This is a genomic window from Streptomyces ficellus (assembly GCF_030406405.1).
Lineage (GTDB): Bacteria > Actinomycetota > Actinomycetes > Streptomycetales > Streptomycetaceae > Streptomyces > Streptomyces ficellus_B.
In genome coordinates, this window is the sequence record NZ_JAUEPL010000024.1 from 55,648 (window position 1) to 80,572 (window position 24,925).

At 72.3% G+C, this 24,925-nt stretch carries 23 protein-coding genes and 1 riboswitch; of the genes, 7 read left to right on the forward strand and 16 right to left on the reverse strand.

What is annotated here, in order from left to right:
* Nucleotides 1–17: 17 nt before the first annotated feature.
* Nucleotides 18–1,376 carry a C39 family peptidase gene (locus QWM81_RS17245; RefSeq protein ID WP_290112909.1) on the reverse strand — a complete coding sequence of 453 codons (1,359 nt, stop codon included), beginning with the start codon at nt 1,374–1,376 and terminating at the stop codon, nt 18–20.
* Nucleotides 1,377–1,524: 148 nt separating this feature from the next.
* Here QWM81_RS17245 and QWM81_RS17250 point away from each other — a divergent pair, with 148 nt between their 5' ends.
* Nucleotides 1,525–2,154 (forward strand): hypothetical protein, encoded by a 630-nt coding sequence (locus QWM81_RS17250; protein ID WP_290112910.1) that lies wholly within the window; start codon nt 1,525–1,527, stop codon nt 2,152–2,154.
* Nucleotides 2,155–2,515: 361 nt separating this feature from the next.
* The gene (locus QWM81_RS17255) at nt 2,516–4,444 is read left to right on the forward strand and encodes an AAA family ATPase (protein WP_290112911.1); all 1,929 of its coding nucleotides are present in this window, start codon (nt 2,516–2,518) and stop codon (nt 4,442–4,444) included.
* Nucleotides 4,445–4,481: 37 nt separating this feature from the next.
* Here QWM81_RS17255 and QWM81_RS17260 read toward each other — a convergent pair whose 3' ends face one another.
* From QWM81_RS17260 to ribD, 10 genes are all read right to left on the reverse strand, one after another.
* Nucleotides 4,482–5,708: a hemolysin family protein gene (locus tag QWM81_RS17260; RefSeq protein ID WP_290112912.1), complete on the reverse strand. Its 1,227-nt coding sequence runs from the start codon at nt 5,706–5,708 to the stop codon at nt 4,482–4,484.
* Entirely contained in the window at nt 5,705–7,036 is a 1,332-nt protein-coding gene (locus QWM81_RS17265; RefSeq protein WP_290112913.1) for a hemolysin family protein, read from the reverse strand. Before QWM81_RS17265 ends, QWM81_RS17260 begins: the two co-directional genes overlap by 4 nt.
* Before the next feature lie 317 nt (nt 7,037–7,353).
* Complete coding sequence (locus QWM81_RS17270) at nt 7,354–7,806, reverse strand: PH domain-containing protein (protein ID WP_290112914.1); 453 nt, start codon at nt 7,804–7,806, stop codon at nt 7,354–7,356.
* A 29-nt stretch (nt 7,807–7,835) separates the two neighbouring features.
* On the reverse strand, nt 7,836–8,684 hold the full coding sequence (hisG, locus tag QWM81_RS17275) for an ATP phosphoribosyltransferase (protein WP_290112915.1): 849 nt from the start codon (nt 8,682–8,684) through the stop codon (nt 7,836–7,838).
* A gap of 53 nt (nt 8,685–8,737) precedes the next feature.
* Nucleotides 8,738–9,010, reverse strand: a complete 273-nt coding sequence (locus QWM81_RS17280; protein ID WP_290112916.1) for a phosphoribosyl-ATP diphosphatase — start codon at nt 9,008–9,010, stop codon at nt 8,738–8,740.
* Nucleotides 9,011–9,045: 35 nt separating this feature from the next.
* A complete protein-coding gene (gene ribH, locus QWM81_RS17285) occupies nt 9,046–9,531 on the reverse strand; it encodes a 6,7-dimethyl-8-ribityllumazine synthase (RefSeq protein ID WP_290112917.1) in 486 nt (161 codons plus the stop codon).
* Nucleotides 9,532–9,565: 34 nt separating this feature from the next.
* Entirely contained in the window at nt 9,566–10,846 is a 1,281-nt protein-coding gene (locus tag QWM81_RS17290) for a bifunctional 3,4-dihydroxy-2-butanone-4-phosphate synthase/GTP cyclohydrolase II (protein ID WP_290112918.1), read from the reverse strand.
* Complete coding sequence (locus QWM81_RS17295) at nt 10,843–11,430, reverse strand: nicotinamide mononucleotide transporter family protein (protein ID WP_290112942.1); 588 nt, start codon at nt 11,428–11,430, stop codon at nt 10,843–10,845. The genes QWM81_RS17290 and QWM81_RS17295 overlap by 4 nt, the downstream gene beginning before the upstream one ends.
* 44 nt (nt 11,431–11,474) lie before the next feature.
* Nucleotides 11,475–12,083 (reverse strand): riboflavin synthase, encoded by a 609-nt coding sequence (locus QWM81_RS17300; RefSeq protein WP_290112919.1) that lies wholly within the window; start codon nt 12,081–12,083, stop codon nt 11,475–11,477.
* A complete protein-coding gene (gene ribD / locus QWM81_RS17305; protein ID WP_290112920.1) occupies nt 12,084–13,169 on the reverse strand; it encodes a bifunctional diaminohydroxyphosphoribosylaminopyrimidine deaminase/5-amino-6-(5-phosphoribosylamino)uracil reductase RibD in 1,086 nt (361 codons plus the stop codon).
* Nucleotides 13,170–13,331: 162 nt separating this feature from the next.
* Nucleotides 13,332–13,462, reverse strand: a riboswitch (FMN riboswitch).
* Nucleotides 13,463–13,580: 118 nt separating this feature from the next.
* Here ribD and QWM81_RS17310 point away from each other — a divergent pair.
* Nucleotides 13,581–14,324: an SDR family oxidoreductase gene (locus tag QWM81_RS17310; RefSeq protein WP_290112921.1), complete on the forward strand. Its 744-nt coding sequence runs from the start codon at nt 13,581–13,583 to the stop codon at nt 14,322–14,324.
* A gap of 177 nt (nt 14,325–14,501) precedes the next feature.
* Here the strand turns inward: QWM81_RS17310 and QWM81_RS17315 are convergent, their stop codons facing one another.
* Nucleotides 14,502–15,677, reverse strand: coding sequence for an ROK family transcriptional regulator (locus QWM81_RS17315; protein ID WP_290112922.1), 1,176 nt, complete (start codon nt 15,675–15,677; stop codon nt 14,502–14,504).
* 113 nt (nt 15,678–15,790) lie between these two features.
* On the opposite strand from QWM81_RS17315, the gene QWM81_RS17320 reads away from it, so the two are divergent.
* The 3 genes from QWM81_RS17320 to QWM81_RS17330 all read left to right on the forward strand — a co-directional run bounded on the left by QWM81_RS17320 (nt 15,791) and on the right by QWM81_RS17330 (nt 19,515).
* Entirely contained in the window at nt 15,791–17,002 is a 1,212-nt protein-coding gene (locus QWM81_RS17320; protein WP_290112923.1) for an MFS transporter, read from the forward strand.
* A 329-nt stretch (nt 17,003–17,331) separates the two neighbouring features.
* Nucleotides 17,332–18,720 (forward strand): uracil-xanthine permease family protein, encoded by a 1,389-nt coding sequence (locus QWM81_RS17325; RefSeq protein WP_290112924.1) that lies wholly within the window; start codon nt 17,332–17,334, stop codon nt 18,718–18,720.
* 102 nt (nt 18,721–18,822) lie between these two features.
* Entirely contained in the window at nt 18,823–19,515 is a 693-nt protein-coding gene (locus QWM81_RS17330; RefSeq protein WP_290112925.1) for a DUF5995 family protein, read from the forward strand.
* Between the two features lie 21 nt (nt 19,516–19,536).
* Here the strand turns inward: QWM81_RS17330 and QWM81_RS17335 are convergent, their stop codons facing one another.
* The 4 genes from QWM81_RS17335 to QWM81_RS17350 form a co-directional block, all read right to left on the reverse strand.
* On the reverse strand, nt 19,537–21,231 hold the full coding sequence (locus QWM81_RS17335) for a flavin monoamine oxidase family protein (protein WP_290112926.1): 1,695 nt from the start codon (nt 21,229–21,231) through the stop codon (nt 19,537–19,539).
* A gap of 38 nt (nt 21,232–21,269) precedes the next feature.
* Entirely contained in the window at nt 21,270–22,067 is a 798-nt protein-coding gene (locus QWM81_RS17340; protein WP_290112944.1) for a carbon-nitrogen hydrolase family protein, read from the reverse strand.
* Between the two features lie 212 nt (nt 22,068–22,279).
* The gene (locus QWM81_RS17345) at nt 22,280–22,735 is read right to left on the reverse strand and encodes an Lrp/AsnC family transcriptional regulator (protein ID WP_073758005.1); all 456 of its coding nucleotides are present in this window, start codon (nt 22,733–22,735) and stop codon (nt 22,280–22,282) included.
* Nucleotides 22,736–22,745: 10 nt separating this feature from the next.
* Nucleotides 22,746–24,209: an amino acid permease gene (locus QWM81_RS17350; protein WP_290112927.1), complete on the reverse strand. Its 1,464-nt coding sequence runs from the start codon at nt 24,207–24,209 to the stop codon at nt 22,746–22,748.
* A gap of 387 nt (nt 24,210–24,596) precedes the next feature.
* On the opposite strand from QWM81_RS17350, the gene QWM81_RS17355 reads away from it, so the two are divergent.
* Nucleotides 24,597–24,824, forward strand: coding sequence for a DUF5133 domain-containing protein (locus QWM81_RS17355; protein ID WP_290112928.1), 228 nt, complete (start codon nt 24,597–24,599; stop codon nt 24,822–24,824).
* Nucleotides 24,825–24,925 lie beyond the last annotated feature (101 nt).

Here is a 24,925-nt window from a genome sequence, read left to right on the forward strand (position 1 = left end):
CACGCCTCCGGACGGCCTCAGCGGACGCCGACCGCCTCCAGGGCCTTGCGCTGCGCGGCCGTGGGGTGGGCGGGCCAGTAGAGGTAGCAGACGCCGCCCGTGGCGGAGACCACCTTGCCGGTGGCGTTGTAGCGCTTCGTACGCAGCCAGACGTTCTCGAATTCGCGGCGCCGGTAGACGCGGCGTACGGCCTCGTTGCTCGGCGACGCCGGGTCGTTGGCGATCACATCGCCCTCGGCCGTGAAGCCGATCACGGTCATCAGATGGCCCGCCGTGCCGTAGCCCGCGCCCGTCAGTTCCTCCGCCAGGAACGACTGGGAGGTGATCGCGGGGATGCCCGCGCGGATCAGGGTCTCCAGCTCGGTCAGCGACCCCAGCCGGGTGACGACCGCGCTCATGTCGTCGTACGTGGCGGCGTAGGCGGCGTTGAAGGGCCAGTTGCCGCAGCCGTCGTACTGGTAGTCGAAGGTGAAGCGGGCGGCGTGGCAGACCTGCGGGTCGGCGAAGGCCGGGTTCACCCAGGCCAGGTCCTCGGCGGTGGGCTTGCGGCCCCAGTACTCGATGATCATCTGGGACGAGGTGGGGCTGCACCAGGCCTCGCCGCCGTTGTCGTACTCCGGGTACTGGCCGATGTGTGTGTTCTGCGAGTAACGCGGGACGACCAGCTCGCGGGCGAGGCCCGGCTCGGATGCGGGCACGGTGAAGCGGTTCGGGACGTCCGAGGCCATGGCGCCCGCCCGCCACACGGTCGGCGTGAGCCCGGTGCCGGGCCTGCGGTAGAGGGTGAGCCGCAGCCGGTACGACACCAGGCGCAGCCCGCTCGCGGCATCGTCGAGCGAGAGGGTGTCGGTCCGGACCGCGCTTCTGCCGTCCTTCTGGCCGTCGACCGACGTGCGCCGGATGTCCCCGTCACCGGCCGCCCAGCGGCCCATCACGTACCAGGGGGTCTCGGCGCCGTCCGAGTAACGGCCCTTCAGCTCCACCGCGATCCAGGTGCCGGCCGGGGTGCCGGCGTTCCACGAGGCGACGAGCTCGGTCGCCGGGACGGTCGGGACGTGCTCGGGCGACGTCCACGTCGCGTACTCCCAGGCGGCTTTGGTGCCGGTGTGCGGATCGGTGTAGTCGGTGCGCCCGGCGGGGGCGTCGATCACCAGCGCCGGGCGGTCACCGGTGAGGGCGCGGGTGCCCGAGCGGATGCCGGAGCACCAGTCGGTGGAGGAGGTCCAGAAGTGGTTGTCGATGAGGCCGGACGCGCGCACCTGGGGGCGGGCGGTGGCGGCCGTGGCGGCCCAGGGAGAGGAAGCGGCGGTGCCGGCGGCGGCGAGCGCGGCGGCGAGCACGGTTCTGCGCGCGGCGGACGGCGGGGAACTGGTCATGGCGTGACCCCCGGTCGGTCGGGATGTGCGGTCGGGATGTACGACTGTGCGCTCACTATCCCGGTTCGCCAGGCCGCTCTGCCAGCGATCCGGCTCGCGTCGCGGCACCAATATTGGTCTTCACCTGTGGCTTTGTAGGGTGGTCCGCATGGACGACCTCGACCGCCACGCCGCCGCGCTGCGCGCGCTGCCGCCCTCCTGCGGCCCGGTCCGGCTGGTCGCGGTCGACGGTCACGCCGGTTCGGGCAAGTCCACGTTCGCCGGCCGGCTCGCGGCCGCGCTCGGCGGCGCACCCGTGCTCCACCTGGACGACATCGCCACGCACGACGAGCTGTTCGCCTGGACCGACCGCCTGCGGGCCGAGGTCCTGGAGCCCCTGAGCCGTGGCGAGGTGGCGCACTTTCACCCGTACGACTGGAATCTGCGCCGCTTCGGGCCGCCCCGTCCGCTCCCGCCCGTCCCTGTCGTCCTGATCGAGGGCGTGGGCGCCGGCCGCCGGGCGCTGCGGCCGCGGCTGGCCCGGCTGCTGTGGATGGAGCGGGGGCCGCAGGAGTCGTGGGCGCGGGGCCGCCACCGGGACGGACCTGCGCAGTACGCGTTCTGGGACGGATGGACGGTGGCGGAGACACGCCATTTCGCCGCGGACCCGTCCCGTCCTTTCGCCGACGTGCTGGTACGCGAGTGCACGGTGGGATACCAGTGGCTGGCGGGGCCCGCTGCGACAGCGGGTACGAACCATTTCATCACGGACCGTGACCGGTCTGGGCCGCCGTACTGAGCAGTCGGAAATCAGCCCCTCGCAGTGCCCCAACTTCGCTTGACCGACGAGGCGTACAGGTCTTACGTTCTCAATGTGCGGCTTTCAGAGGCCGCCGCAGACGCGAAGCCCCCGGTTGTTCCCCCGTGATCGGGGGCTTCGTTCTGCCCCCGATCACCCCTCCAGCGCCGCTTGAGCCCCCGAATCTCACCGTGGGTCACCACGTTCCGATCACTCGCGGCGCCCTTAAGCAGACACTCCCCGTACAGGTACGATGCCCCTCGGTGCGGTCAAATCCCGTTCGTGGAAGGGCGCTTGGGAACGCTTCCGGCGGGCGGCCGCCCGGCGGGACAGGTACGGGGACACGGTTGTGGGGGACCCGATGGACATCGGCACGCAGCGCACGCAGGCCCCGGCCGACCTTGCCTGGCTGCGTGGCGTGGACGCCTACACCATGGGGGCGTATCCGCAGGCGGAGGAGGAGTTCCGGACGGCGGTGCGGATCGATCCGGGGATGGCCGACGGCTGGCTCGGGCTGCACGCGCTGCGCGTCGACACGACCACCGCGCTGCTGCGGATGTACCGCAACCGGGACCGCTTCGGTGAGCAGCGCGCCCGCCACCGGCGCACGCTGAACTCCTGGTACTGGCTGGGCTGGTGGGTCCAGCCCGTCCTGGAGAGCCCGCGCGATCTGCTGCTCGCGCACGCCTCGCACTGGCTGGACGGCCGCCATGTGCCGGAGCTGGACCGGGCGCTCGCCGGTCTGCCGCCCGTCGACACCGACCCGCAGGTCCGCTTCCTGCACGCCTGCCGGGCCTACCTGGTCAAGGACTGGGACCAGCTGGTGCGCCACACCGAACCGCTGGTCAACGATCCGCTGCTCGGCATCGAGGCCGGCCTGTTCGGCGGCATGGCCCGGGTGCGCCTGGAGATGTACGGGCAGGCCGAGCCCCTGCTGTCCGCCGCCCTGATGCGCTGCCGCAGCGAGCAGCCGCAGCGCAAGGAGCTGCGGTACTGGCTGGCCCGCGCGCACGAGGGCACCGGCCGCAGCGCGGCGGCGCTGCCCCTGTACCGGGCGGTGTACCGGATCGACCCGGCCTTCATGGACACCGCCGCGCGGCTCGCGGCCATCGCCGAGTACGACGGGTTGGACGGCACCGACGACCCGGCGGCCGGCCTGGCGACCGTGTCGCTGGCAGGCGTCGGCCAGGACGCGGCCCTGGACGCCAGGGACTCCGTGGACCTGGCCGACGGCGCGGACGGCCCGCCCGGTGACGGGCCGCGCCGGGGCGCCGACGCGCAGCCCCCGGCCGGGCCGGCCACTCCCCCGCCGCCGGCCCACGGGGTGCGGGAGAAGACGGCCGTCCCCGGCCAGCCACGGCCCCCCGCGTTCCCCGCGAGCCCCACCGACCCCGCGCTGCTCGCCGAGGCACTCGCCGAGCTGGAGCGCATGGTGGGCCTGGAGCCGGTGAAACGCCAGGTCAAGGCGCTGTCGGCGCAACTGGAGATGGCGCGGCTGCGCGCCGGGCAGGGTCTTCCCGTACAGCCGCCGAAACGTCACTTTGTCTTCTCCGGGCCCTCCGGCACCGGCAAGACCACCGTCGCCAGGATCCTGGGCCGGGTCTTCTACGCCCTCGGGCTGCTCGGCGGCGACCATCTCGTGGAGGCCCAACGCTCCGACCTGGTGGGCGAGTTCCTCGGGCAGACCGCCGTCAAGGCCAACGAGCTGATCGACTCGGCGCTCGGCGGGGTGCTCTTCGTGGACGAGGCGTACTCCCTGTCCAACTCGGGCTACAGCAAGGGCGACGCGTACGGCGACGAGGCCTTGCAGGTGCTCCTCAAACGCGCCGAGGACAACCGGGACCACCTGGTGGTGATCCTGGCCGGCTACCCGGAGGGCATGGACCGGCTGCTCTCCATCAACCCGGGCCTGTCGTCCCGTTTCACCACACGGGTGGACTTCCCCTCGTACCGGCCGCTCGAACTGACCGCGATCGGTGAGGTCCTCGCGGCGGCGAACGGCGACGTATGGGACGAGGAGGCATTGGAGGAGCTGCGCTCGATCAGCGGCCATGTGGTGGACCAGGGCTGGATCGATGAGCTCGGCAACGGCAGGTTCCTGCGCACGCTGTACGAGAAGTCCTGCGCGTACCGCGATCTCCGGCTGTCCGGCTACGCCGCGACGCCCACCCGCGAGGACCTGGCGACGCTGCGGCTCCCTGACCTGATGCAGGCGTACGGGGAGGTCCTCTCGGGCCGCGGCCCTCTTCACCGCGGCCTCCAGGACCCCCCGGCCTCCCCCGGCTACTGACCGCCCCGGCGCGGCTGTCCCCGCACCGGGGCGCGCCTCACGACGTAAGGACCCCGTCCGCCGGATCGACGCTGGACGCGGCCTCCTCGACGGAACCGGAACCGGACCCGGGGCCGGAGCCGATACCGATACCGATACCGATACCGATACCGATACCGATACCGGAGCCCACGGCCGTGGCCGGAGTGCCGGTCGGTGCCGTAGGCGTAGCCGTAGCGGTGGGCGGGGGCGCGGGCGGGCGGTGGGAGGGGTCGCGGACTTCGCCGACGAGCATTTCGAGGACGTCCTCCAGCGCCACCAGGCCCAGCACCCGGCCGGACGCGTCCGCGACCTGGGCCAGGTGGGTGGCCGCGCGGCGCATCACGGTGAGCGCGTCGTCGAGCGGGAGTTCCGCCCGCAGGGTGGCCATCGGCCGCCACACGTGCTGCGGCACGGCCCGGTCGGCGTCCTCCAGGTCCAGGACGTCCTTCACGTGCAGGAAGCCCATGAACGCGCCGCCGCCCTCCGCGCACACCGGGAAACGGGAGAATCCCGTGCGTACGGTCAGCTCCTCGACCTGGGCCGGGGTGACCGAGGGCGGGACCGTCACCAGGGCGGAATGCCGGATGAGGACGTCCGTGACCGGGCGGCTGCCCAGCTCCAGGGCGTCCTCCAGCCGTTCCTGCTCGGCCGGGTCGAGGAGCCCGGCCTGGCCGGCGTCCTCGACCAGCCGGCCGAGCTGGGCGCTGGTGAAGACCGCCTCGACCTCGTCCTTCGGCTCGACCCCGAACGCCCTGAGAATGAACCGGGAGCAGGCGCCGAGCGCCGCCGTGACCGGGCGGCACAGCCGGGCGAAGCCGACCAGGCCGGGGCTGAGCCACAGCGCGGTCTTCTCCGGGGCGGCCATGGCGAGGTTCTTCGGGAGCATCTCGCCGATGACGAGGTGCAGGAAGACGACCACGGCGAGGGCGATGACGTAGCCGAGGGGATGGATCAGGCTCGCGGGCACGTGCAGCGCGTGGAAGACCGGCTCCAGCAGGTGGGCCACGGTGGGTTCGGCGACCGCGCCGAGGGTCAGTGAGCAGACGGTGATGCCGAACTGCGCGGCGGCCATCATCTGCGGCAGGTTCTCCAGGCCGTACAGGACCTGGCGGGCCCGCTTGGAGCCCGGACCGAGCGGTTCGATCTGGCTGCGGCGTACGGAGACGAGGGCGAACTCGGCGCCCACGAAGAAGCCGTTGGCGAGCACCAGGAGGCCCGCGAAGAGCAGTTGGAGCACGCTCATCCCACGGCCTCCATGACGTCCGCCGTACGGATCAGCCGGACGCGCTCGGCGCGGTAGCGGTCGACCTGGCGTACGGAGAGGCGCCAGCCGGGGAGTTCGGCGCGGTCGCCGGGGGCGGGGATGCGGCCGAGGAGGTCGGCGACGAGTCCGGCGACGGTCTCGTACGGGCCGTCGGGGACGTCGAGGCCTATCCGCTTCAGGGTGTGGACGCGGCAGCTTCCGTCGGCTTCCCACGCGGGGCGGCCGTCCTCGGCGGGGACGGCGGCCAGTTCCGGCCGGTCGTCGGCCTCGGCGTCGTGCTCGTCGCGGACCTCGCCGACGAGTTCCTCGACGATGTCCTCCAGGGTGACCACGCCCGCCGTGCCACCGTACTCGTCCACGACGACGGCGATCGGCTGCTCGCTGCGCAGCCGCTCCAGCAGCGCCTGGGCGGGCAGCGTCTCGGGGACGAGCAGCGGCGGGAGGGCGATCCGGCCCACCGGCGTACGCAGCCGCTCGTGCGCGGGCACGGCGAGCGCGTCCTTGAGGTGGACCATGCCGACGATCTCGTCGATGCGGTCCCGGTAGACGGGGAAGCGCGACAGGCCGGTGGCGCGGGTGAGGTTGAGGACGTCGGCGGCGGTGGCGTCGGTCCGCAGCGCGCTGACCTTCACGCGTGGCGTCATCACGTGCTGCGCGGTGAGCCCGCCGAGCGACAGGGTGCGCACGAAGAGGTCGGCCGTGTCCTGTTCGAGGGCGCCGGCCCGCGCCGAGTGCCGGGCCAGCGAGACCAGCTCGCCGGGCGTACGGGCGGAGGCGAGCTCCTCGGTGGGCTCGACGCCCAGCAGCCGCACGAGCCGGTTGGCGGCGGCGTTGAGCAGCGCGATCACCGGCCGGAACGCGGCCGAGAACCGTTGCTGCGGGCCGGCGACGAACCGCGCGACCTGCAACGGGCGGGACACCGCCCAGTTCTTGGGGACCAGCTCGCCGATCACCATCTGGACGGCGGAGGCGCCCAGCATGCCGATGGCCACCGCGACCCCGGAGACGGCCCCTTGGGGCAGTCCGGTCGCGGTGAGCGGCCCGTCGAGGAGCCGCGCGAGCGCGGGCTCGGCGAGCATGCCGACGACGAGTGAGGTGAGGGTGATGCCGAGTTGGGTGCCGGAGAGCTGGAACGACAGCTCGCGCAGGGCCGTGACGACGGTACGGGCTCGCCGGTCGCCCTCGGCGGCGGCGCGTTCGGCGTCGGCGCGCTCCACGGTGACGAGGCCGAACTCGGCCGCCACGAAGAAGCCGTTGGCGAGGATCAGGAGGAATGCCGCGGCGAGCAGCAGGAGGGGGGTGGTCATGCCGCCGCCTCGCTGGAGGGGGCGGCGCAGGTACTACCGGACGATCCGTCCATTGCTGGAGGGAATCACTCCTCGGGTCGAAGGTGCCCCGCCGGCGTGGGTGCGCGGGTGTGCGCGGGTGTGCTGCCGTATGCGCGAGGCGGTGGCGCGCTCGGCGCCACCGCCACAAGAGTAATCACGCCGGGGGCGGGTGGGGCAGGGGGTTGCCGCCCGTACGGGGGACAACGGTCCGGTCCGCCCGGCTCCGAGCCGGGCCGGCGCCGTCCTGGCGCACGGGCCGGGCACGGGCCGGGCACGGGGCCCGGGCATGGGAGCGGTCAGGCCGTGTCCGTGCCGGTGCCCCGCGTCTCCGCGAGCTCGCGCAGCGCACGCGCGTCGCGGATGGCCCGCTGCTTGCCGATGCCGGGCTGGATGCCCAGGGCGGGCATGCTGGTGCCGTCGCTGAGGTCGAGGAACACCCAGGGGTCGCCCTCGCGCAGGTTCACGCGCAGGATCTCGGCCCACTCCAGGCGGCGTGTCCGGGTGAGGTTGACGACGGTGACGCCCCGCTCGTCGGCGACGACCTTGGGGCGGCTGAGCAGCGCGAGGACGCCGAAGAAGAGCGCGGCGACGAAGATGAAGCTCGCGCGCTCCCCCGGGCCGAGGTTCTCCAGCATCAGCGCGACGGCGGTGATGACGGCGAACATCGCCGTGCCCACGGTCAGCAGGACCGCTCGGGTGCGGGTGGGCCGGAACGTGACCGGGAGCACCGGGAGTTGAGTATCAGACATGTCGGTTTCGACCTGTTTCGTCGGCGCGCTCAGAGGCGGCAGGCGTGGATCTCCGTCGTCAGGATCGCGCGCGCGCCGAGGGCGTACAGATCGTCCATGATCCGCTGCGCCTCCTTGGCGGGGACCATGGCCCGGACGGCGACCCAGCCCTCGTTGTGCAGCGGGGAGACGGTCGGGGACTCCAGGCCGGGGGTGAGGGCGACGGCCTGCTCCAGGTGCTCGGCGCGGCAGTCGTAGTCCATCATCACGTACGACCGGGCCACCAGGACGCCCTGGAGGCGGCGCAGGAACTGCTGCACCTTGGGGTCGTCGGCGGGGGAGCCGGTGCGGCGGATGACGACGGCCTCGGAGGTGAGGATCGGCTCGCCGATGACCTCCAGGCCCGCGTTGCGCAGCGAGGTGCCGGTCTCCACGACGTCGGCGATGATCTGGGCGACGCCGAGCTCGATGGCGGTCTCCACCGCGCCGTCGAGGTGGACGACGGAGGCGTCGATGCCCTGATCGGCGAGGTGCTTGGCGACGATGCCCTCGTAGGAGGTGGCGATCGTCATGCCGCCGAAGTCGGCGGGGCCGCTCGCGGTGCCGGGCCGGGTGGCGTAGCGGAAGGTGGAGCGGGCGAAGCCGAGCTGGAGGATCTCCTCGGCGTTGGCGCCGGAGTCCAGCAGCAGGTCGCGGCCGGTGATGCCGATGTCGAGCTTGCCGGAGCTGACGTAGATGGCGATGTCGCGGGGGCGGAGGTAGAAGAACTCGACCTCGTTCTCCGGGTCGACCATCACCAGCTCTTTGGACTCCTTGCGCTGCTGGTAGCCGGCCTCATGGAGCATCGCCGACGCAGGTCCGGACAGTGAACCCTTGTTGGGGACGGCGATGCGCAGCATGGGGTGGGCTTCCTAACTGTGAAAAGGAGGTTCGGTGCGACGGGTGGTGGGGCTCAGAGGTGCGCGTAGACGTCGTCGAGTGAGATCCCGCGGGCGACCATCATCACCTGGACGTGGTACAGCAGCTGCGAGATCTCCTCGGCGGCGGCTTCCTTGCCCTCGTACTCGGCGGCCATCCACACTTCGGCGGCCTCCTCGACGACCTTCTTGCCGATGGCATGGACGCCCTTGTCCACCAGCTCGGCGGTGCGGGAGGTGGCGGGGTCGCCGGTCTTGGCCTTGAGCTCCAGCTCGGTGAAGAGCTCTTCGAAGGTTTTGTTCGCCATGATGCCCTCAAGAGTACGGGGTGGGGGCCGCCCACTCAGCGCCAGGGTTCGCTGACGGTGCGCAGTGTGGTGGCGGTGGCGACGGCGGCGGTGACCGCCTCGTGGCCCTTGTCCTCGTTCGAGCCCTCCAGGCCGGCCCGGTCCAGGGCCTGTTCCTCGGTGTCGCAGGTCAGTACGCCGAAGCCGACGGGGACGCCGGTGTCGACGGAGACCTGGACGAGGCCCTGGGTGACGCCCTGGCACACGTACTCGAAGTGGGGGGTGCCGCCGCGGATGACGACGCCGAGCGCGACGACCGCGTCGTAGCCGCGGCCGGCAAGGACCTTGGCGACGACCGGGAGCTCGAAGCTGCCGGGGACCCGCAGCAGGGTCGGCTCGTCGATGCCGAGCTCGTGCAGGGCGCGCAGGGCGCCGTTGACGAGGCCGTCCATGATCTTCTCGTGCCACTGGGCCGCGATCACGGCCACCCGGAGGTCGCCGCAGTTCTTCACGCTCAGTTCGGGTGCGCCCTTGCCGCTCACGTACGTGTCTCCTCGGTGCTCTGGATCGGGTTCGTTACTGGTTGTTGCAGGGCGACGCGCCGGCGGCGGCGTCGAGCCACGGCAGGTCGTGTCCCATCCGGTCGCGCTTGGTGCGCAGGTACCGCAGGTTGTGCTCGCCGGCCTGGACGGGCATGGGCTCGCGGCCGTTCACCGTCAGTCCGTACCGGACGAGGGCGGCGACCTTGTCGGGGTTGTTGGTCATCAGCCGGAGGCTGCGGACGCCGAGGTCGGCGAGCATCTGGGCGCCGGCGGCGTAGTCGCGGGCGTCGGCGGGCAGGCCGAGCTCCAGGTTCGCGTCGAGGGTGTCGTGGCCGCGCTCCTGGAGTTCGTACGCGCGCAGCTTGGACAGCAGGCCGATGCCGCGTCCCTCGTGGCCGCGCAGGTAGACGACGACGCCGCGGCCGGCCGCGGTGACCCGCTCCATGGAGGCGTGCAGCTGGGGGCCGCAGTCGCAGCGCAGCGAGTGGAAGATGTCGCCGGTCAGGCACTCGGAGTGGACGCGTACGAGGATGTCGTCGCCGTCGCCGAGGTCGCCGTGGACGAGCGCGATGTGTTCGACGCCGTCGACGGTGGAGCGGTAGCCGTAGGCGGTGAACTCGCCGTGGGCGGTGGGCAGGCGGACCTCGGCCTCGCGGCGGACGGTCGGCTCGTTGCCGCGGCGGTAGGCGATGAGGTCCTCGATCGAGATGATCGTCAGGCCGTGCTTGCGGGCGAAGGGCACCAGCTCGGGGAGGCGGAGCATGACGCCGTCCTCGCCGGCGATCTCCACGATCGCGCCGGCCGGGCGCAGTCCGGCGAGCCGGGCGAGGTCGACGGCGGCCTCGGTGTGGCCGTTGCGCACGAGGACGCCGCCGGGCTGGGCGCGCAGCGGGAAGATGTGGCCGGGGCGGACGAAGTCCGACGGCTGTGCGCTGCCGCCCGCGAGGAGCTGGAGGGTGGTGGCGCGGTCGGCTGCGGAGATGCCGGTGGTCACGCCGTGCTGGGGGCCCGCGTCGACGGAGATGGTGAAGGCCGTCTTCATGGACTCGGTGTTGTCGCCGACCATCTGCGGGAGCTGGAGGCGCTCCAGTTCGTCGCCCTCCATGGGGGCACAGATCAGCCCGCGGCACTCGCTCATCATGAAGGCGACGATCTCGGGCGTGGCCATCTCGGCGGCGATGACGAGGTCTCCCTCGTTCTCGCGGTCCTCGTCGTCGACGACCACGACGGGACGGCCGGCGGCGATGTCGCGGATGGCCTGCTCGACGGGGTCGAGGGCGAGGTCGGTCGCGTCCCACACGGTGAGCGCTGTCATGCCGGTGCTCCTTCCAGAGCCGGAGTGCGCGTCCTGAGCCACCAGTCGCGCATACCCCACAGGACGAGGGCGAAGTAGATCACGTACACCAGGCCGGAGAAGGCCAGGCCGCTGCTGAAGGCGAGCGGGACGCCGACGAGGTCCACCAGGAGCCAGGCGAACCAGAACTCGACCAGGCCGCGGGCCTGGGCGACCATCGCGACGAGTGTGCCGACGAAGATGTACGCGTCGGCCCAGGGGCTCCAGGAGAGCGACGGGTACAGGGTGAAGACGCCGCCGACGGCGAGTGTGCCGAGCACCGCGCCCGCCAGCAGCAGCCCGCGCTCCTTCCAGGAGGCGAACCGGACGGCGATGGAGCCGTCCTGGGCCTGCTGCCGGCCCCGGTGCCACTGCCGCCAGCCCCACAGCGCCACACCGATGACCAGGAGCTGCTTGCCGACACCGCCGCTGAGCTGGGCGGAGGCGTACGCGGCGATGAGGACGACGCCGGAGAGGAACTGGGCGTGCCAGGTCCATATGGAGCGGCGCCAGCCGAGCGCGAGGGCGATCAGACCGATGGTGTTGCCGATCATGTCCGACCACATGATGCGCTGGTCCAGGACGGTGAAGGCCTCGGAATTGAGCCAGTTCACTGGGCGGTCTCCTTGGCCCGGGCGCCCATCAGGCGCTCGACGTACTTGGCGATGACGTCGACCTCCAGGTTGACGGGGTCGCCGCTCCGCTTGGTGCCGAGCGTGGTCAGCGCGAGGGTCGTGGGGATCAGGCTGACGGTGAAGTAGTCGGGGCCGGCGTCGACGACGGTGAGGCTGACGCCGTCCACCGTGATGGAGCCCTTCTCCACGACGTACCGCCGCAAGGGGCCGGGGAGGGAGACCTTGACGATCTCCCAGTTCTCGGAGGGCGTGCGCTCCAGGATCGTGCCGGTGCCGTCGACGTGGCCCTGGACGATGTGGCCGCCGAGCCGGTCGCCGACCGCCATGGGCCGTTCCAGGTTCACCCGGGAGCCGGGGGCAAGCGCGCCGAGGCTGGAGCGGCTGAGGGTCTCGGCCATCACATCGGCGGTGAACTCGCCCTCGGCGCTCTCCACGACGGTGAGGCAGACGCCGTTGACGGCGATCGAGTCGCCGTGCTTGGCGCCGTCCGTGACGAGGGGGCCGCGCAGGCGGAAGCGGGAGGCGTCGCCGAGGTTCTCGACGGCGGTGACCTCACCCAGCTCTTCGACGATTCCGGTGAACACTCAGTGCTCCTTGGGGGTGGGGACGGGGACTGCGGTGACGCGCAGGTCGGGGCCGATGCGTACGGTCTCGCTGACGTGCAGCCGCAACGCGTCGGTGAGGGTGGTGATCCCGGCGTCGGCGAGGGCGGCGGGGCCCGCGCCGAGGAGGACCGGGGCGAGGTAGCCGACGACCTTGTCGACGGCTCCGGCGGCGACGAACGATCCGGCGAGGGTCGGGCCGCCTTCGAGGAGTACGGAGCGGACGCCACGGGCGTGCAGGGCGTCCAGCAGGGCGGGAACGGACAGGCCGCGGCCGGCTCGGGGAAGGCGTACGACATCGGGGAGATCCGTCTCGGCGTCCTCGGCGACCGCGACCAGGGTCGGCCCGGCGTCGTCCAGGACGCGGGCGCCGGGCCGGACGGCGGTGGCCTCGGTGTCGACCACGACCCGCAGCGGCTGCACGGCGCCCTCGATGCCGCGTACGGCGAGGTGCGGGTCGTCCGCGCGGGCGGTGCCGGAGCCGACGATCACGGCGTCGGCCTCGGCGCGAAGCCGGTGGACGTCGGCGCGGGACTCGGGCGAGCTGATCCAGCGGCTCGTGCCGTCCGCGGCGGCGATGCGGCCGTCGAGCCCGGCGGCGTACTTCCACAGGACGTAGGGGCGGCCGAGGCGTACGGAGGTGAGCCAGGCGGCGTTGCCCGCCTCGGCCTCGTCGGCGAGGACCCCGGCGACGACCTCGACGCCGGCCGCGCGGAGGGTGCCGGCGCCGCCGGTGGCCCGGGGGTCGGGGTCGCCCACCGCGTACACGACCCGGGCGATCCCGGCGTCGATGAGCGCCTGGGCGCAGGGGCCGGTGCGGCCGGTGTGGTCGCAGGGTTCGAGGGTGACGTACGCGGTGCCGCCGCGGGCGAGGACGCCGGCCTGGCGCAGGGCGTGGACCTCGGCGTGCGGGCCGCCGGCACGCTGGTGCCAGCCTTCGCCCACCTGGTGGCCGGAGGCGTCGAGGACGACGCACCCGACGACGGGGTTGGGGCTGGTGGAGCCGAGTCCGCGGGCGGCGAGCGCGATGGCGCGGCGCATGGCGTGCGCGTCGGCTTCGGTGGCCACCGGGTCCTCCTGCCTCTTCGGGCGCGGACTCCGGGGCCTGTCGGTGACGACAGAAGCGGGAACGCCACCGCATGGGGCCGCGCGCCTGGGCCGAAGTCACCGGTCGCCGTCCAGCGGCGACCAGCGGACATACGGCCGGCGCACCCATGAAGGGCTCACCCGCCGCGCACTGCCTCCCATCCGGACTTTCACCGTCGGTCCAGGAATTTCACCTGGTCAACCGGCCACTGGATGCGGCCGGGTCGCGGACTGTAACCGCCGGTTCGGAATTACACCGACCCCGGAGTGCGCTGCTGCTGATACAGGGCCAGTGTGCCATGGCTGATCGTCACCCATGGGGGTGAGCGCTGTGGCCTGCCTCACAAGGCAACCCCATCCCCGCTGCCCACGTCATGGCGGGAGGATCTGGGGATGACGACGATTCTGGTGACCGGCGGGACCGGCACACTCGGCAGGCACGTCACGGAGCTGCTGCGGGCGGACGGGCACGAGGTGCGGGTGCTGAGCCGGCACACGGTGCCGTACGCGGTCGATCTGCGCGAGGGCGGTACGGGGCTGGACGCGGCGCTCGTGGGGGTGGACACGGTGGTGCACTGCGCGAGCCGGCCGCGCGGCGGCGACGAGCGGGCCGCGCGGAACCTGATCGCGGCGGCGCGGCAGGCCGGGGTGGGCCACCTCGTCTACATCTCGATCGTGGGCGTGGACCGGGTGCCGCTCGGCTACTACCGCACCAAGCTGGCGGTGGAGCGGCTGATCGAGGAGTCGGGGCTCGGCTGGACGATCCTGCGGACGACGCAGTTCCACGACCTGGTGCTGAAGCTGCTGGAGGCGGTGGCCAAGCTGCCGGTGATGCCGCTCCCGGCGGGGGTGAGCGATCAGCCCATCGAGGTCACGGAGGTCGCCGCCCGCCTCGCCGGGCTGGCCGCGGGCGCGCCCGCGGGCCGGGTGGCGGACATGGGCGGCCCCGAGGTGCGGACGTTCCCGGAGCTGGCCCGGGCCTATCTGCGGGCGTCGGGGCGTCGCCGCCCGGTGGTGAGCGTCCCGCTGGCGGGCAAGGCGTACCGGGGGATGCGCGCGGGCGGGCACCTGACGCCCGCGAACGCGGTCGGCAAGGTGACGTTCGAGGAGTTCCTGACCGGCCGGTTCGGCGCGTAGCCGTTCGGCGGGCGGCCGTTCAGGGGGTCGCCTTGCGCGTACGGCCGTTCAGGGGGCGCTTCTTGCGCGCGGGCGTTACGAGGTGGCCGTTCAGGGGGCGCCTTGCGCGCGCGGCCGTTCTGGGGATGGCCGTTCAGGGGGGCGCTTCTTGCGCGCGGGCGTTCCCCAGGTGGCCGTTCAGCGGGTGGCGGCGAACAGCTCGTCCTGGGCGGCGTCCCTGACCGTGAGGAGCGCACCGCGCAGCACCGCGGCGCCGCCCAGCGCGCTCGCCCTCACCTCCGTACGCAGCGGGCTGAGCGCGGCCAGCCGGGTCTCGACGCGGGTGGCGAGCGCGGTGCCGCCCGCGTGGCCGAGTTCGCCGCCCAGGACCACGCAGCCGGGGTCGAGTACGGCGCTGACCGCGGCCGCCCCGAGGGCGAGGCGCCCGGCGAGGGCGTCCAGGAACGCGTCCCCGCGCCCGGTGGCCAGAGCCGTGCGGACCGCCACCGCGCCGGCCGGGTCCGCGCCCCGGTCGGCGACGTCGATCCCGTGCTCCCGTGCCAGCTCGCGCACCGCCACCGACCCCACCAGCGCGTGGAAGCCGCCGTCGCAGCCGGTCGCCGACGGCAGGCCGCCCGTGCCCGGCACGGGCAGGAACCCGATCTCGCCGGCGCCGCCCGAGGCGCCGCGCCGCAGCCCGCCGTCGAGGAGGACGGCCGCGCCGACGCCGTGGCCGAGCCAGAGCAGGACGAAGGTGTCGCGGTCGCGGGCGGCACCCTCGCGCTGTTCGGCGAGGGCCGCGAGGTTGGTCTCGTTCTCGACGAGCACCGTCGCGGGCAGGCGCTGCTGGAGCACGGGGACGAGCCGCCGGTGCCAGGCGGGCAGGCCGGTGGAGTCCCGCAGCTCGCCCGTGGCGGGGTCGATCAGCCCCGGCGCCCCGACGCCGACGCTGTGCAGCCGCCGTACGCCCGCCTCGGCCACCGTGCGTTCCAGCAGCGCCACCGCGCGCTCCACGGCGGCCCCGGTGTGGTCGTCGGGCCCCATCGGCAGGGACGCCTCGGCGAGCGTGGCGCCGAGCAGGTCGGTGACGACGACGGAGACGCTGTCGGTGCGTACGTCGAGGGCGGCGAGGTGTGCGCGGTCGGCGACGATCCCGTACAGCCGGGCGTTGGGGCCGCGGCGCTCGGCGCCCGCCTCGCCGACGACCTGGATCAGCCCGGAGTCCTGGAGCCGTTCGACCAGGTCCGCGACCGTGGGCCGGGACAGTCCGGTCAGGGTCTTCAGCTGACCTGCCGTCAACGGGCCTTCGTCCTGGAGCAGTCGGAGGGCGAGCCGGTCGTTGATGGCCCGGGCGGTGCTGGGCGATGCGGGCATGCCGGGATCCTCTCAGACGCGTTCGGCAGGCTCTTCCTGCCGTCTTACTAACAGGCAGGGTTCCTGATAATTTACCGCCCATCACACAGGGCGAGAGCGACCGGGGAGGGCCCGTGGCACACGACGCGGTGTTCGGCAAGGAGCGGCTGAGGCGGGCGCGGTTCGCCGTGGCCGCCGTCTTCTGTGTGCACGGGGCCGTCACGGGCAGCTTCGCCACGCGTATCCCATGGATCCAGGACCACGCCGGGGTCAGCGCGGGCCAGCTGGGCCTGGCGCTCGCCTTCCCCGCGCTGGGCGCCTCGCTCGCGATGCCGGTGGCGGGAGCGATCAGCCACCGTTTCGGCGCCCGCCCCGCGCTGCGCGCGTTGCTCACGCTGTGGACGGTGTCGCTGGTCCTGCCCTCCCTGGCGCCGAACGTCTACGGGCTGTGCGGGGCACTGTTCGTTTTCGGGGCCACTGCGGGCATGTCGGACGTGGCGATGAACGCGCTGGGCGTCGAGGTCGAGAACCGGCTCGACAAGTCGATCATGTCGAGCCTGCACGGCATGTGGAGCACCGGCGCCCTGATCGGCTCGGCCGCGGGGACGCTCGCCGCGCACCTGGGCGGTGACGCCCGGCTGCACCACCTCATCGCGGCGGCCGCGCTCACCGCGCTCGGCCTGGTCTTCTGCCAGGGCGTCCTGGACCTGCGCAGCGCGCCGGAGGACCAGGCGCCGCCGCGGTTCGCGCTGCCGCCCAGGTCGGCGCTGGCCATCGGCGCGATCGGGTTCTGCGGGGTGTTCGCCGAGGGCGCGAGCCTGGACTGGTCGGCGGTCTACCTGCGCGATCAGCTGGGTACGTCGGCGGGCCTCGCGGCCGCCTCGACCACCGCGTTCGCCGCGACCATGGCGGTGGCGCGGCTGTTCGGCGACAGGGTCGTCGACCGGTTCGGCGCGGTGCGCACGGTACGGGTCGGGGGCGTCGCCGCGACCGCGGGGGGCGCCCTGGTGGTCACCGCGCCGCACCCGGCGGCCGCGATGGCCGGATTCGGGCTGCTCGGGCTCGGCGTGGCCGTCGTCGTACCGCTGGCCTTCGCGGCGGCGGGACGCAGCGGCCCCAACCCGAGCCAGGCGATCGCGGGCGTGGCCACCATCACGTATACCTCGGGCCTGATCGCGCCGTCCGCGATCGGCGGGGTGGCCGACGCGACCTCGCTGACCGTGTCGTTCGGCCTGGTCACCCTGCTGGCGTTCGGCCTGGTGGCGGGCGCGGGGGTGCTGCGCGCGGGCGACCGGGTGACCCGCGCGAAGACCGGCGCGACGGTGACGGAGAAGGCCCGGCACTGACGGCGCCGGGCCGAGCCCCACGCGGCCAGGATGGCCCGTGCGCCCGGCACCGGGCGCACGGGCCATCCTGGGTCGTGCGGGCCGTCCGGGTCGCACGGACCGTCCCGGGGCCGTGCGGGCCGTCCGAGTCGTACGCGCCGTCCCGGGGCCGTAACCGGCCGTCCCGGAGTCGTACGCGCCGTCCGGGTCGTACGCGCTGTCCCGGGATCGTACGGCAGTCCGATTACCATGGCGGATGGTCTTTTCCGGCCGCTCCCCGGCCGGGATCCGGCCGCGCGGGGGCGGCCCCCCGAGCCGGAGAACGAACCGGAGAACTGGAGCCACCCCCCATGAACCTCGGCGTGCGCTGGAGCCTGCACGGCGACGGGCGAACCCCCGCTCCCGGGGCTGTCGTCCGACCCGATGAGCGGCTGTCGTGGCCGCGTACGGCCGGACTCGGCGCGCAGCACGTGGTGGCCATGTTCGGCGCCTCGTTCGTCGCGCCCGTCCTCATGGGGCTCGACCCGAACCTCGCGATCATGATGTCCGGCGTCGCGACGGTGATCTTCCTGCTCGCGACGCGCGGCACGGTGCCCAGCTACCTGGGCTGCTCGCTGTCCTTCGTCGGCGTGGCCGCCGCCATCCGGGCCACCGGCGGGGACAGCGCCACCGTCACCGGGGCGGTCCTGGTGGTCGGCGCCGTGCTGTTCCTGGCGGGGCTGGCCGTGCGGCGGTTCGGGGCGCGGATCATCCACGCGGCGATGCCACCGGTCGTGACCGGCGCGGTGGTCATGCTGATCGGTTTCAACCTGGCTCCGGTGACGGCGTCGACGTACTGGCCGCAGGACCAGTGGACCGCGCTGCTGGTGATGCTGTTCACCGGTCTGGCCGTGGTGTGCCTGCGCGGCTTCTGGTCACGGATCGCGATCTTGCTGGGACTGATCTTCGGTTACGCCCTCTCCTGGGTCTTCGACCTGGCCTTCGGCAAGATCCACTCCCCCGCCGGCGGCGCCGAGGCCGTCGACCACTGGCGGCTCGACCTCTCCGCGGTGGCCAAGGCGGACTGGATCGGGCTGCCGTCCTTCCACGCCCCGGCGTTCGAGTGGTCCGCCATCCTGGTCGCGCTGCCGGTCGTGATCGCGCTGATCGCCGAGAACGCCGGACACGTCAAGGCCGTCGGCGAGATGACCGGCGACCCGCTGGACGACAAGCTGGGCACCGCCATCGCCGCCGACGGCGCCGCCTCCATGCTGTCCACCGCCGTGGGCGGCCCGCCGAACACCACGTACTCGGAGAACATCGGCGTCATGGCCGCCACCCGCGTCTATTCCACGGCCGCCTACTGGGCCGCCGCCGGTTTCGCGCTGCTCTTCGGGCTGTGCCCCAAGTTCGGCGCCGTCGTGGCCGCCATCCCCGGCGGCGTACTGGGCGGGATCACCGTCATCCTGTACGGCATGATCGGCCTGCTGGGCGCCCAGATCTGGATCAACGCCAAGGTGGATCTGCGCAACCCGCTGAACCTGGTCCCGGCCGCCGCGGGCATCATCATCGGCGTCGGCGGCGTCAGCCTGAAGATCACCGACACCTTCGAGCTGGGCGGCATCGCGCTCGGCACGATCGTCGTCATCACCGGCTACCACGTGCTGCGCGCCTTCGCCCCCGCCCATATGAAGGCCCGCATGGAGGAGCAGGAACCCCTGCTGGACTCGGGCACCTCCGCCTACGACCCGCACGCTTAGGGCCTGTCTCCTGGATCTTGCCGGTGCGTGCCGTTCGCCCATTCCGGGGAAGCCGGGCCCGATGACACCACGCGGGGCCTGGCTGCTGGGACGCTGCCCCCCATGGCGCAGATCGAAGAGTTCCCGCTGACGGTCGACCCGGTGGTGGCGCGGATGCGCGCGCTGCGCTCCCTGTGGCCGGCGGCGGACGGGGTGGCGGTCTTCAACCGGGTCTACCTCACGGTCACGGAGGAGGTCGGCCGGCGTATCGACGCGGGGGAGTTCGCCGACCGGCGGGCCGCCGTCACCCTGGACGTACGTTTCGCCGAGCGGTATCTCGCGGCGGTGGACGCGGTCGCGGCGGGCGGGCGGCCGCCGGCGTGCTGGCGGCCGCTGTTCCAGTACCGCCGCCATCCCGGCGTACGGCCGCTGCAGTTCGCCCTGGCCGGTATCAACGCGCACATCGGCCACGATCTGGCCCTGGCGGTGGTGGACACCTGCCGTACGCTCGGCTGCGGCCCGGCCGACCTGGAAGCCGAGTTCGACCGCGTGGGCGACATCCTCACACTGCTGGAGGAGCGCATCCGCGAAGAGCTGATGCCGGGGCCCGACCTGCTGGAGATCGCCGACCCGCTGACGCATCTGCTGGGCTGCTGGAGCCTGGAGCGGGCCCGGGACGGGGCCTGGCTGTCGGCCCGCTCGCTGTGGCAGCTGAGGCGGCTGCCGGAGCTGGCCGAGGAGTTCACCGAACGCCTCGACCGCTCCATGGGCCTGGTGGGGCGGATGCTGCTGACACCGCTCACGCTGTGCGCCTAGCGTCGCCCCGCCCCCTGCCCGTCAGTCCTCGGGGAGTTCGACCGGCGCGATCTCGTCGTAGACGTCGCCCGGACCCGGGTTGGTGGCGTCGGTCGCACCGCCGAAGTGGTGCATGACGCCCCACACCGCGTTGAGCGCGGTCTGGACGGCGCCCTCGGCCCAGCCCGCCGTCCAGGAGATGTCGTCGCCCGCGAGGAAGATGCCCCGCTTGTCCTCGGGCAGCCGGTCCTGCATGAAGTGGGTGAACAGGCGGCGCTGGTAGCGGTAGTGACCCGGCAGGTTGGCCTTGAACGCGCCCATGAAGTAGGGCTCGTTCTCCCAGGACACGGTCACCGGGTTGCCGATGATGTGCTTGCGGATGTCGACCTTCGGGTAGATCTCGCCGAGCGACTTGAGCATGACCTCCATGCGCTCCTGCGCGGACAGCGGCAGCCACTTCAGGCTGTCGTCGCACCAGGTGTACGACAGGCAGATGACGGCCGGCTTGTCGGGGCCGTCGTCCAGCAGGTAGGTACCGCGGGTCATCCGGTCGGTGAGCGTCATCGACATGACGTCACGGCCGGTCTCCTCGTCCTTGTCCAGCCAGAAGGGCCGGTCGACCGGGACGAAGAGCTTGGACGACTCCATGTAGTGGGTGCGCTCCATCGCCGTCCAGTGGTCGATGGGGAACAGCGAGTCGTCACAGGCGATCTTGGACAGCAGCATCCAGGACTGGGCGGTGAAGATCGCCGCCTGGTATGTGCGGATGTCGCCGTTGGCGTCGGTGACCGTGATGCGGTTGCCGGCGGTGCGGTGCAGGCGGGTCACGGCGGGCTTGGGGTCGCCGTCGTGGAGCGACTTCAGCGACGTACCGAGCGGCCAGTGGACGATCTTCTCCGGCTCGCGCTCCCACAGCCGCAGCGGCAGCTGCTGGGAGCCGCCGACGATGCCGCGGTGGTGGTCGTCCGCCTCGGTGTAGACGACGCGGAGGATCTCCAGGATGGAGTTGGGGAAGTCGGTGTCCCAGCCGCCGGTGCCGAAACCGACCTGGCCGAAGATCTCACGGTGGCGGAAGGACTTGAACGCCTCGGACTCGCACAGGAAACCGTAGAAGGTCTGGTTGTCGAGCTTCTCGACCAGCTTGGCCCAGATCTCGCGGATGCGCGGGACGTCACGCTCGCGCATGGCGCGGTTCATGTCGGAGAAGTCCGCGCCCTCCTCCAGGCAGTCGTTCCAGGCCTTGGCCACGTCGCGGTAGACCTGCGGCAGGTCGTCGATGGTCTGCGCGTAGTGCGACTCGCCCTTGAGGTCGACGACGGTCGAGGGCGTGGCCTCGGCGAGCGGGTTCGGGAAGGGCCGGGTCTCCAGGCCCACCAGGTCGATGTAGTGCTGGAGCGCCGTCGAGGAGGGCGGGAAGCGCATGGCGCCCATCTCGGCGGTCAGCCCCTCCGTGCCCGTGCCCTCGAAGCCGACGGTACGCAGCCGGCCGCCGATCTGGTCGGCCTCGTAGACGACGGGCTTGAGGCCCATCTTCATCAGCTCGTACGCGGCGACGATGCCGGAGAGCCCGCCGCCGATGACGGCGACCTCGGTGCCGTGCTCGGTCGCGGGTATCTGGCCGAGGCCGGCCGGGTGGGCGAGGTAGTCGTCGTACGCGTACGGGAAGTCCGGGCCGAACATGGTGATCGGCGGCTGCGCGTCGGTGTGCTGGACGGCGGTGGGCACCGTGGACGTCATGGGGTACGGACTCCTTGCGGAAAGCTGGTGGGTGAGGCTCAGACGAGGGAGGTGTAGAGGCCGGGGCGGCGGTCGCGCAGGTAGGGGTTCCGCTCGCGCGAGGAGGACAGCAGCTCCGGATCGGCGTCGCCGGTGACCAACTCCTCGCCGCGGCCGGCGCGGGCTCGGGCGGTGCCGTCGGGGCCGGCGAGGGCGGAGAGGCCGACGAACTCGAACGCGCCCTCGAGCCCGGTGCGGTTGGCGTACGCGATGTACATCTGGTTCTCGAAGGCGCGCACCGGTACGACGGACTCGGCGACCACCTCGGCGGGGTGCATCAGCGCGGTCGGCACCAGCAGGAGCTCGGTGCCGGCCAGCGCGTGCGCCCGGACGTTCTCGGGGAACTCCACGTCGTAGCAGATCATCAGGCCGACGCGCAGCCCGCCGAGCTCCGCCTGGACCACCGGCTGGTCGCCGGGCGTGAACGAGTCGGTCTCGAAGCCGCCGTAGAGGTGGGTCTTGCGGTAGTTCGCGAGCCGGGCGCCATCCGGGCCGATCAGCTGCGCGGAGTTGAACACCCGCTCGCCGTCGCGCTCCGGGTAGCCGTAGACGATGCCGAGGCCATGGCGTACGGCCATGTCGGCGATCGCCGCCGCGGAGGGGCCGTCGGCGGGCTCGGCCAGCCGGGCGACGCCGTCGCCGATCGCGTACCCGGTCAGGAACATCTCGGGGGCGACCAGCAGGCCGGCGCCGGTGGCGGCGGCGCGGGCGGCGGCCTCGTCGAGGACCTTGAGGTTGGCGGCGACGTCACCGGGCTGTCCGGAGCTCTGGAGCAGGGCGGTGCGCAGCGGCGGCATCGGCAGACCTCTGTCGGGGTGCGTGAGGGGCGGGGAAGGCGTCGAGAAGACGTTCAAAACGGTACGGTCCGGGGTCATCGCAGGACAAGACGTGACCGTTGCGGACCGACCGTTGATCCGTTGCGCGGATACGACCCTCATCGGTGATTCGTTGCGCACCGCTCGGGGCGGGGCCGGACGGCGTCGGACGTGCCCCGCCCCCGGCGGGGAGACTACGCCGGGGAGCCGGACGAGAAGCGCCGCAGCAGCGGCGAGAGCACCAGCACCGACTTGGTGCGTTCCACGAACGGCTCGCCCGCGATCCGCTCCAGTACGCGCTCGAAGTGGCGCATGTCGGACGCGAAGACCTGGACGATCGCGTCCGCGTCACCGGTGACGGTGGACGCGGACGCGACTTCCGGGTACCGCTCCAGGCCGCGCTGGATGGTTTCGGGCGAGGTGTTGCCGCGTGCGTAGATCTCGATGAAGCCCTCGGTCTCCCAGCCGAGCGCCGCCGGGTCCACCCGGACGGTGAATCCGGTGATGGCGCCCTCGGCCCGCAGCCGGTCCACGCGCCGCTTGACCGCGGGCGCGGAGAGGCCGACGAGCGAGCCGATGTCGGCGTAGGACCGGCGGGCGTCCTCGGCGAGGGCGTGGACGATGCGTTCGTCGAGATCGTTCAGTCGCACTACGGGTCGATCACTTCTCTGCTGTGGCCAATCGGGAGCGGCGCATGCCGTACAGGAAGTAGAACACGAGCCCGACCGCCATCCAGATTCCGAAGACCACCCAGGTGACGGCGTCGAGGCTGAACATGTTGTACGCGCAGAAGACGAAGCCCAGCACGGGGAAGACCGGGCCGAACGGGACCTTGAAGGTGCGCTCCAGCTCGGGGCGCTTGTGGCGCAGCACGACGACCGCGACGTTGACCAGCGCGAAGGCGAAGAGCGTGCCGATGCTCGTGGCGTTGACCAGTTCACCCAGGGGGATGATGGCGGCCAGCACGCCGCAGAACAGCGACACGATGATCGTGTTGAGGCGCGGGGTGCCGGTCTTGGCGTGGACCTTGCCGAACGCCTTGGGGACCAGGCCGTCGCGGGACATCGCGAACAGGACGCGGGTCTGGCCGTAGAGCACGGTCAGGACCACGCTCGCGATGGAGATCACGGCGCCGGCGGCCAGCAGCGTGCCCCAGAAGGCCTGGCCGCTGACATCGTTCATGATCGCGGCGAGGGAGGCGGACGAGCCCTCGAAGTCCTTCCAGTTCCAGGCGCCGACGGCGACGGCGGCGACCAGGACGTACAGCGTGGTGACGATGATCAGCGACAGCATGATCGCGCGCGGCAGGTCACGCTGCGGGTTCTTGGCCTCCTCACCGGCGGTGGAGGCGGCGTCGAAGCCGATGTACGAGAAGAAGAGGCTGGCACCGGCGGCGCTGACGCCCGCCATGCCGAGCGGCATGAAGTCGGCGTAGTTGCCGGACTTGAAGCCCATGAAGCCCACGGCGCAGAAGAGGACCAGTGCGGCGATCTTCACCACGACCATGATCGTGTTGGCGCGGGCCGACTCACGGGCGCCGCCGAGCAGGAACACCATGGCGAGCATCACGACGATCAGGGCCGGCAGGTTGATGATGCCGCCCTCGCCGGGTGCGGAGGAGAGCACACCGGGGATGGTGACGCCGATGGTGCCGTCGAGCAGCTCGTTGAGGTACTCGCCCCAGCCGACGGCCACGGCGGCCACGGACACGCCGTACTCCAGCACCAGGCACCAGCCGCACACCCAGGCGACCAGTTCGCCCATCGTTGCGTACGCGTACGAGTAGGAGGAGCCGGCGACGGGGATGGAGCCGGCCAGCTCGGCGTACGAGAGGGCGGAGAAGAGCGCGGTGAGTCCGGCTATCACAAACGCCAGCGTGACGGCGGGGCCGGCTTGCGGAACGGCGTCGCCGAGGACGACGAAGATGCCGGTGCCAAGCGTGGCACCGATGCTGATCATGGTCAGCTGCCACATGGAGAGCGAGCGGCGGAGCGAGCCGCCCTCGCCCTGCCCACCCTCTGCGACCAGCACATCCACCGGCTTGCGCCGGGTGAGAGCGGAGAGCCCGGACACCTTGGGCGGGGATGGCTCGGTGGCGGGAGGGGCTGCGCCTTGGTCCAGCACTGCGGAGGCTCCTTCATGGCTGCGGGTCGAAACGGAGGCGACCCGCGGCGGCTCGTGGGCAGGGGGAAAGCCCACGGGGGAAGGGGAACCGCCGAGCAGGCGGTCGCCGCCACTCCTGGTACGGGCCCCGAGCCTACGAGCTGAGCTTCGCGCTTGTAATGCATCGTTGTTGCGCATTGACGAATGATCATTGCGCGCTTGAGGCACAGACGGGGAAACATTGCGCCCCACCGCACGAATCGACACATCGGGGACCCTGAGCAGCCCCGGAGGGGCGGCGGGGCGGGGTGGCGAGCAACGACGCGGGACGGCGGAATGATCTTGCGAAGTCGGGGTAGGGGCGCCCTCGGTCGGTGACATCGCTTCCGAGGAGGTTCTGTCGTGCTGATGGCACATCCGACGGTGTTGCGCGGGCTGGTGGCCAGGTATGAGGAGCTGGCCGCGCGGGGTTCGCAGACCGTGGACAAGGAGGTCCTGCGTCAACGGGAGGACACCGCCTACACCCTGTGTGTGTCCACTGGCACACGTGACATACGTGACGCGCTGCGGGTGGCCAGACAGGCGCTGGCGGCGGCCGGTGAACCGGCCGCTCCGCTCACGTCCGCCTCACGCTGAGCGGGCGGGGAGGGCGGTGACCGGCGCCTGGCGGTCACCGCCCTCGCCGTTATCGGGGCCACAGTCACGTTTCTTCTGACCCCGGACGGCCATTACGATCC

Coding starts and splice junctions, on each gene's coding strand:
- QWM81_RS17280 (WP_290112916.1), bottom strand. CDS start 9,010: ATGGCGAACAAAACCTTCGAAGAGCTCTTCACCGAGCTGGAGCTCAAG.
- QWM81_RS17340 (WP_290112944.1), bottom strand. CDS start 22,067: ATGCCGCCGCTGCGCACCGCCCTGCTCCAGAGCTCCGGACAGCCCGGT.
- QWM81_RS17245 (WP_290112909.1), bottom strand. CDS start 1,376: ATGACCAGTTCCCCGCCGTCCGCCGCGCGCAGAACCGTGCTCGCCGCC.
- QWM81_RS17250 (WP_290112910.1), top strand. CDS start 1,525: ATGGACGACCTCGACCGCCACGCCGCCGCGCTGCGCGCGCTGCCGCCC.
- QWM81_RS17255 (WP_290112911.1), top strand. CDS start 2,516: ATGGACATCGGCACGCAGCGCACGCAGGCCCCGGCCGACCTTGCCTGG.
- QWM81_RS17325 (WP_290112924.1), top strand. CDS start 17,332: ATGAACCTCGGCGTGCGCTGGAGCCTGCACGGCGACGGGCGAACCCCC.
- QWM81_RS17290 (WP_290112918.1), bottom strand. CDS start 10,846: ATGACAGCGCTCACCGTGTGGGACGCGACCGACCTCGCCCTCGACCCC.
- QWM81_RS17295 (WP_290112942.1), bottom strand. CDS start 11,430: ATGTGGTCGGACATGATCGGCAACACCATCGGTCTGATCGCCCTCGCG.
- QWM81_RS17265 (WP_290112913.1), bottom strand. CDS start 7,036: ATGACCACCCCCCTCCTGCTGCTCGCCGCGGCATTCCTCCTGATCCTC.
- QWM81_RS17355 (WP_290112928.1), top strand. CDS start 24,597: ATGGCACATCCGACGGTGTTGCGCGGGCTGGTGGCCAGGTATGAGGAG.
- QWM81_RS17330 (WP_290112925.1), top strand. CDS start 18,823: ATGGCGCAGATCGAAGAGTTCCCGCTGACGGTCGACCCGGTGGTGGCG.
- QWM81_RS17315 (WP_290112922.1), bottom strand. CDS start 15,677: ATGCCCGCATCGCCCAGCACCGCCCGGGCCATCAACGACCGGCTCGCC.
- hisG (WP_290112915.1), bottom strand. CDS start 8,684: ATGCTGCGCATCGCCGTCCCCAACAAGGGTTCACTGTCCGGACCTGCG.
- QWM81_RS17270 (WP_290112914.1), bottom strand. CDS start 7,806: ATGTCTGATACTCAACTCCCGGTGCTCCCGGTCACGTTCCGGCCCACC.
- QWM81_RS17260 (WP_290112912.1), bottom strand. CDS start 5,708: ATGAGCGTGCTCCAACTGCTCTTCGCGGGCCTCCTGGTGCTCGCCAAC.
- QWM81_RS17335 (WP_290112926.1), bottom strand. CDS start 21,231: ATGACGTCCACGGTGCCCACCGCCGTCCAGCACACCGACGCGCAGCCG.
- QWM81_RS17310 (WP_290112921.1), top strand. CDS start 13,581: ATGACGACGATTCTGGTGACCGGCGGGACCGGCACACTCGGCAGGCAC.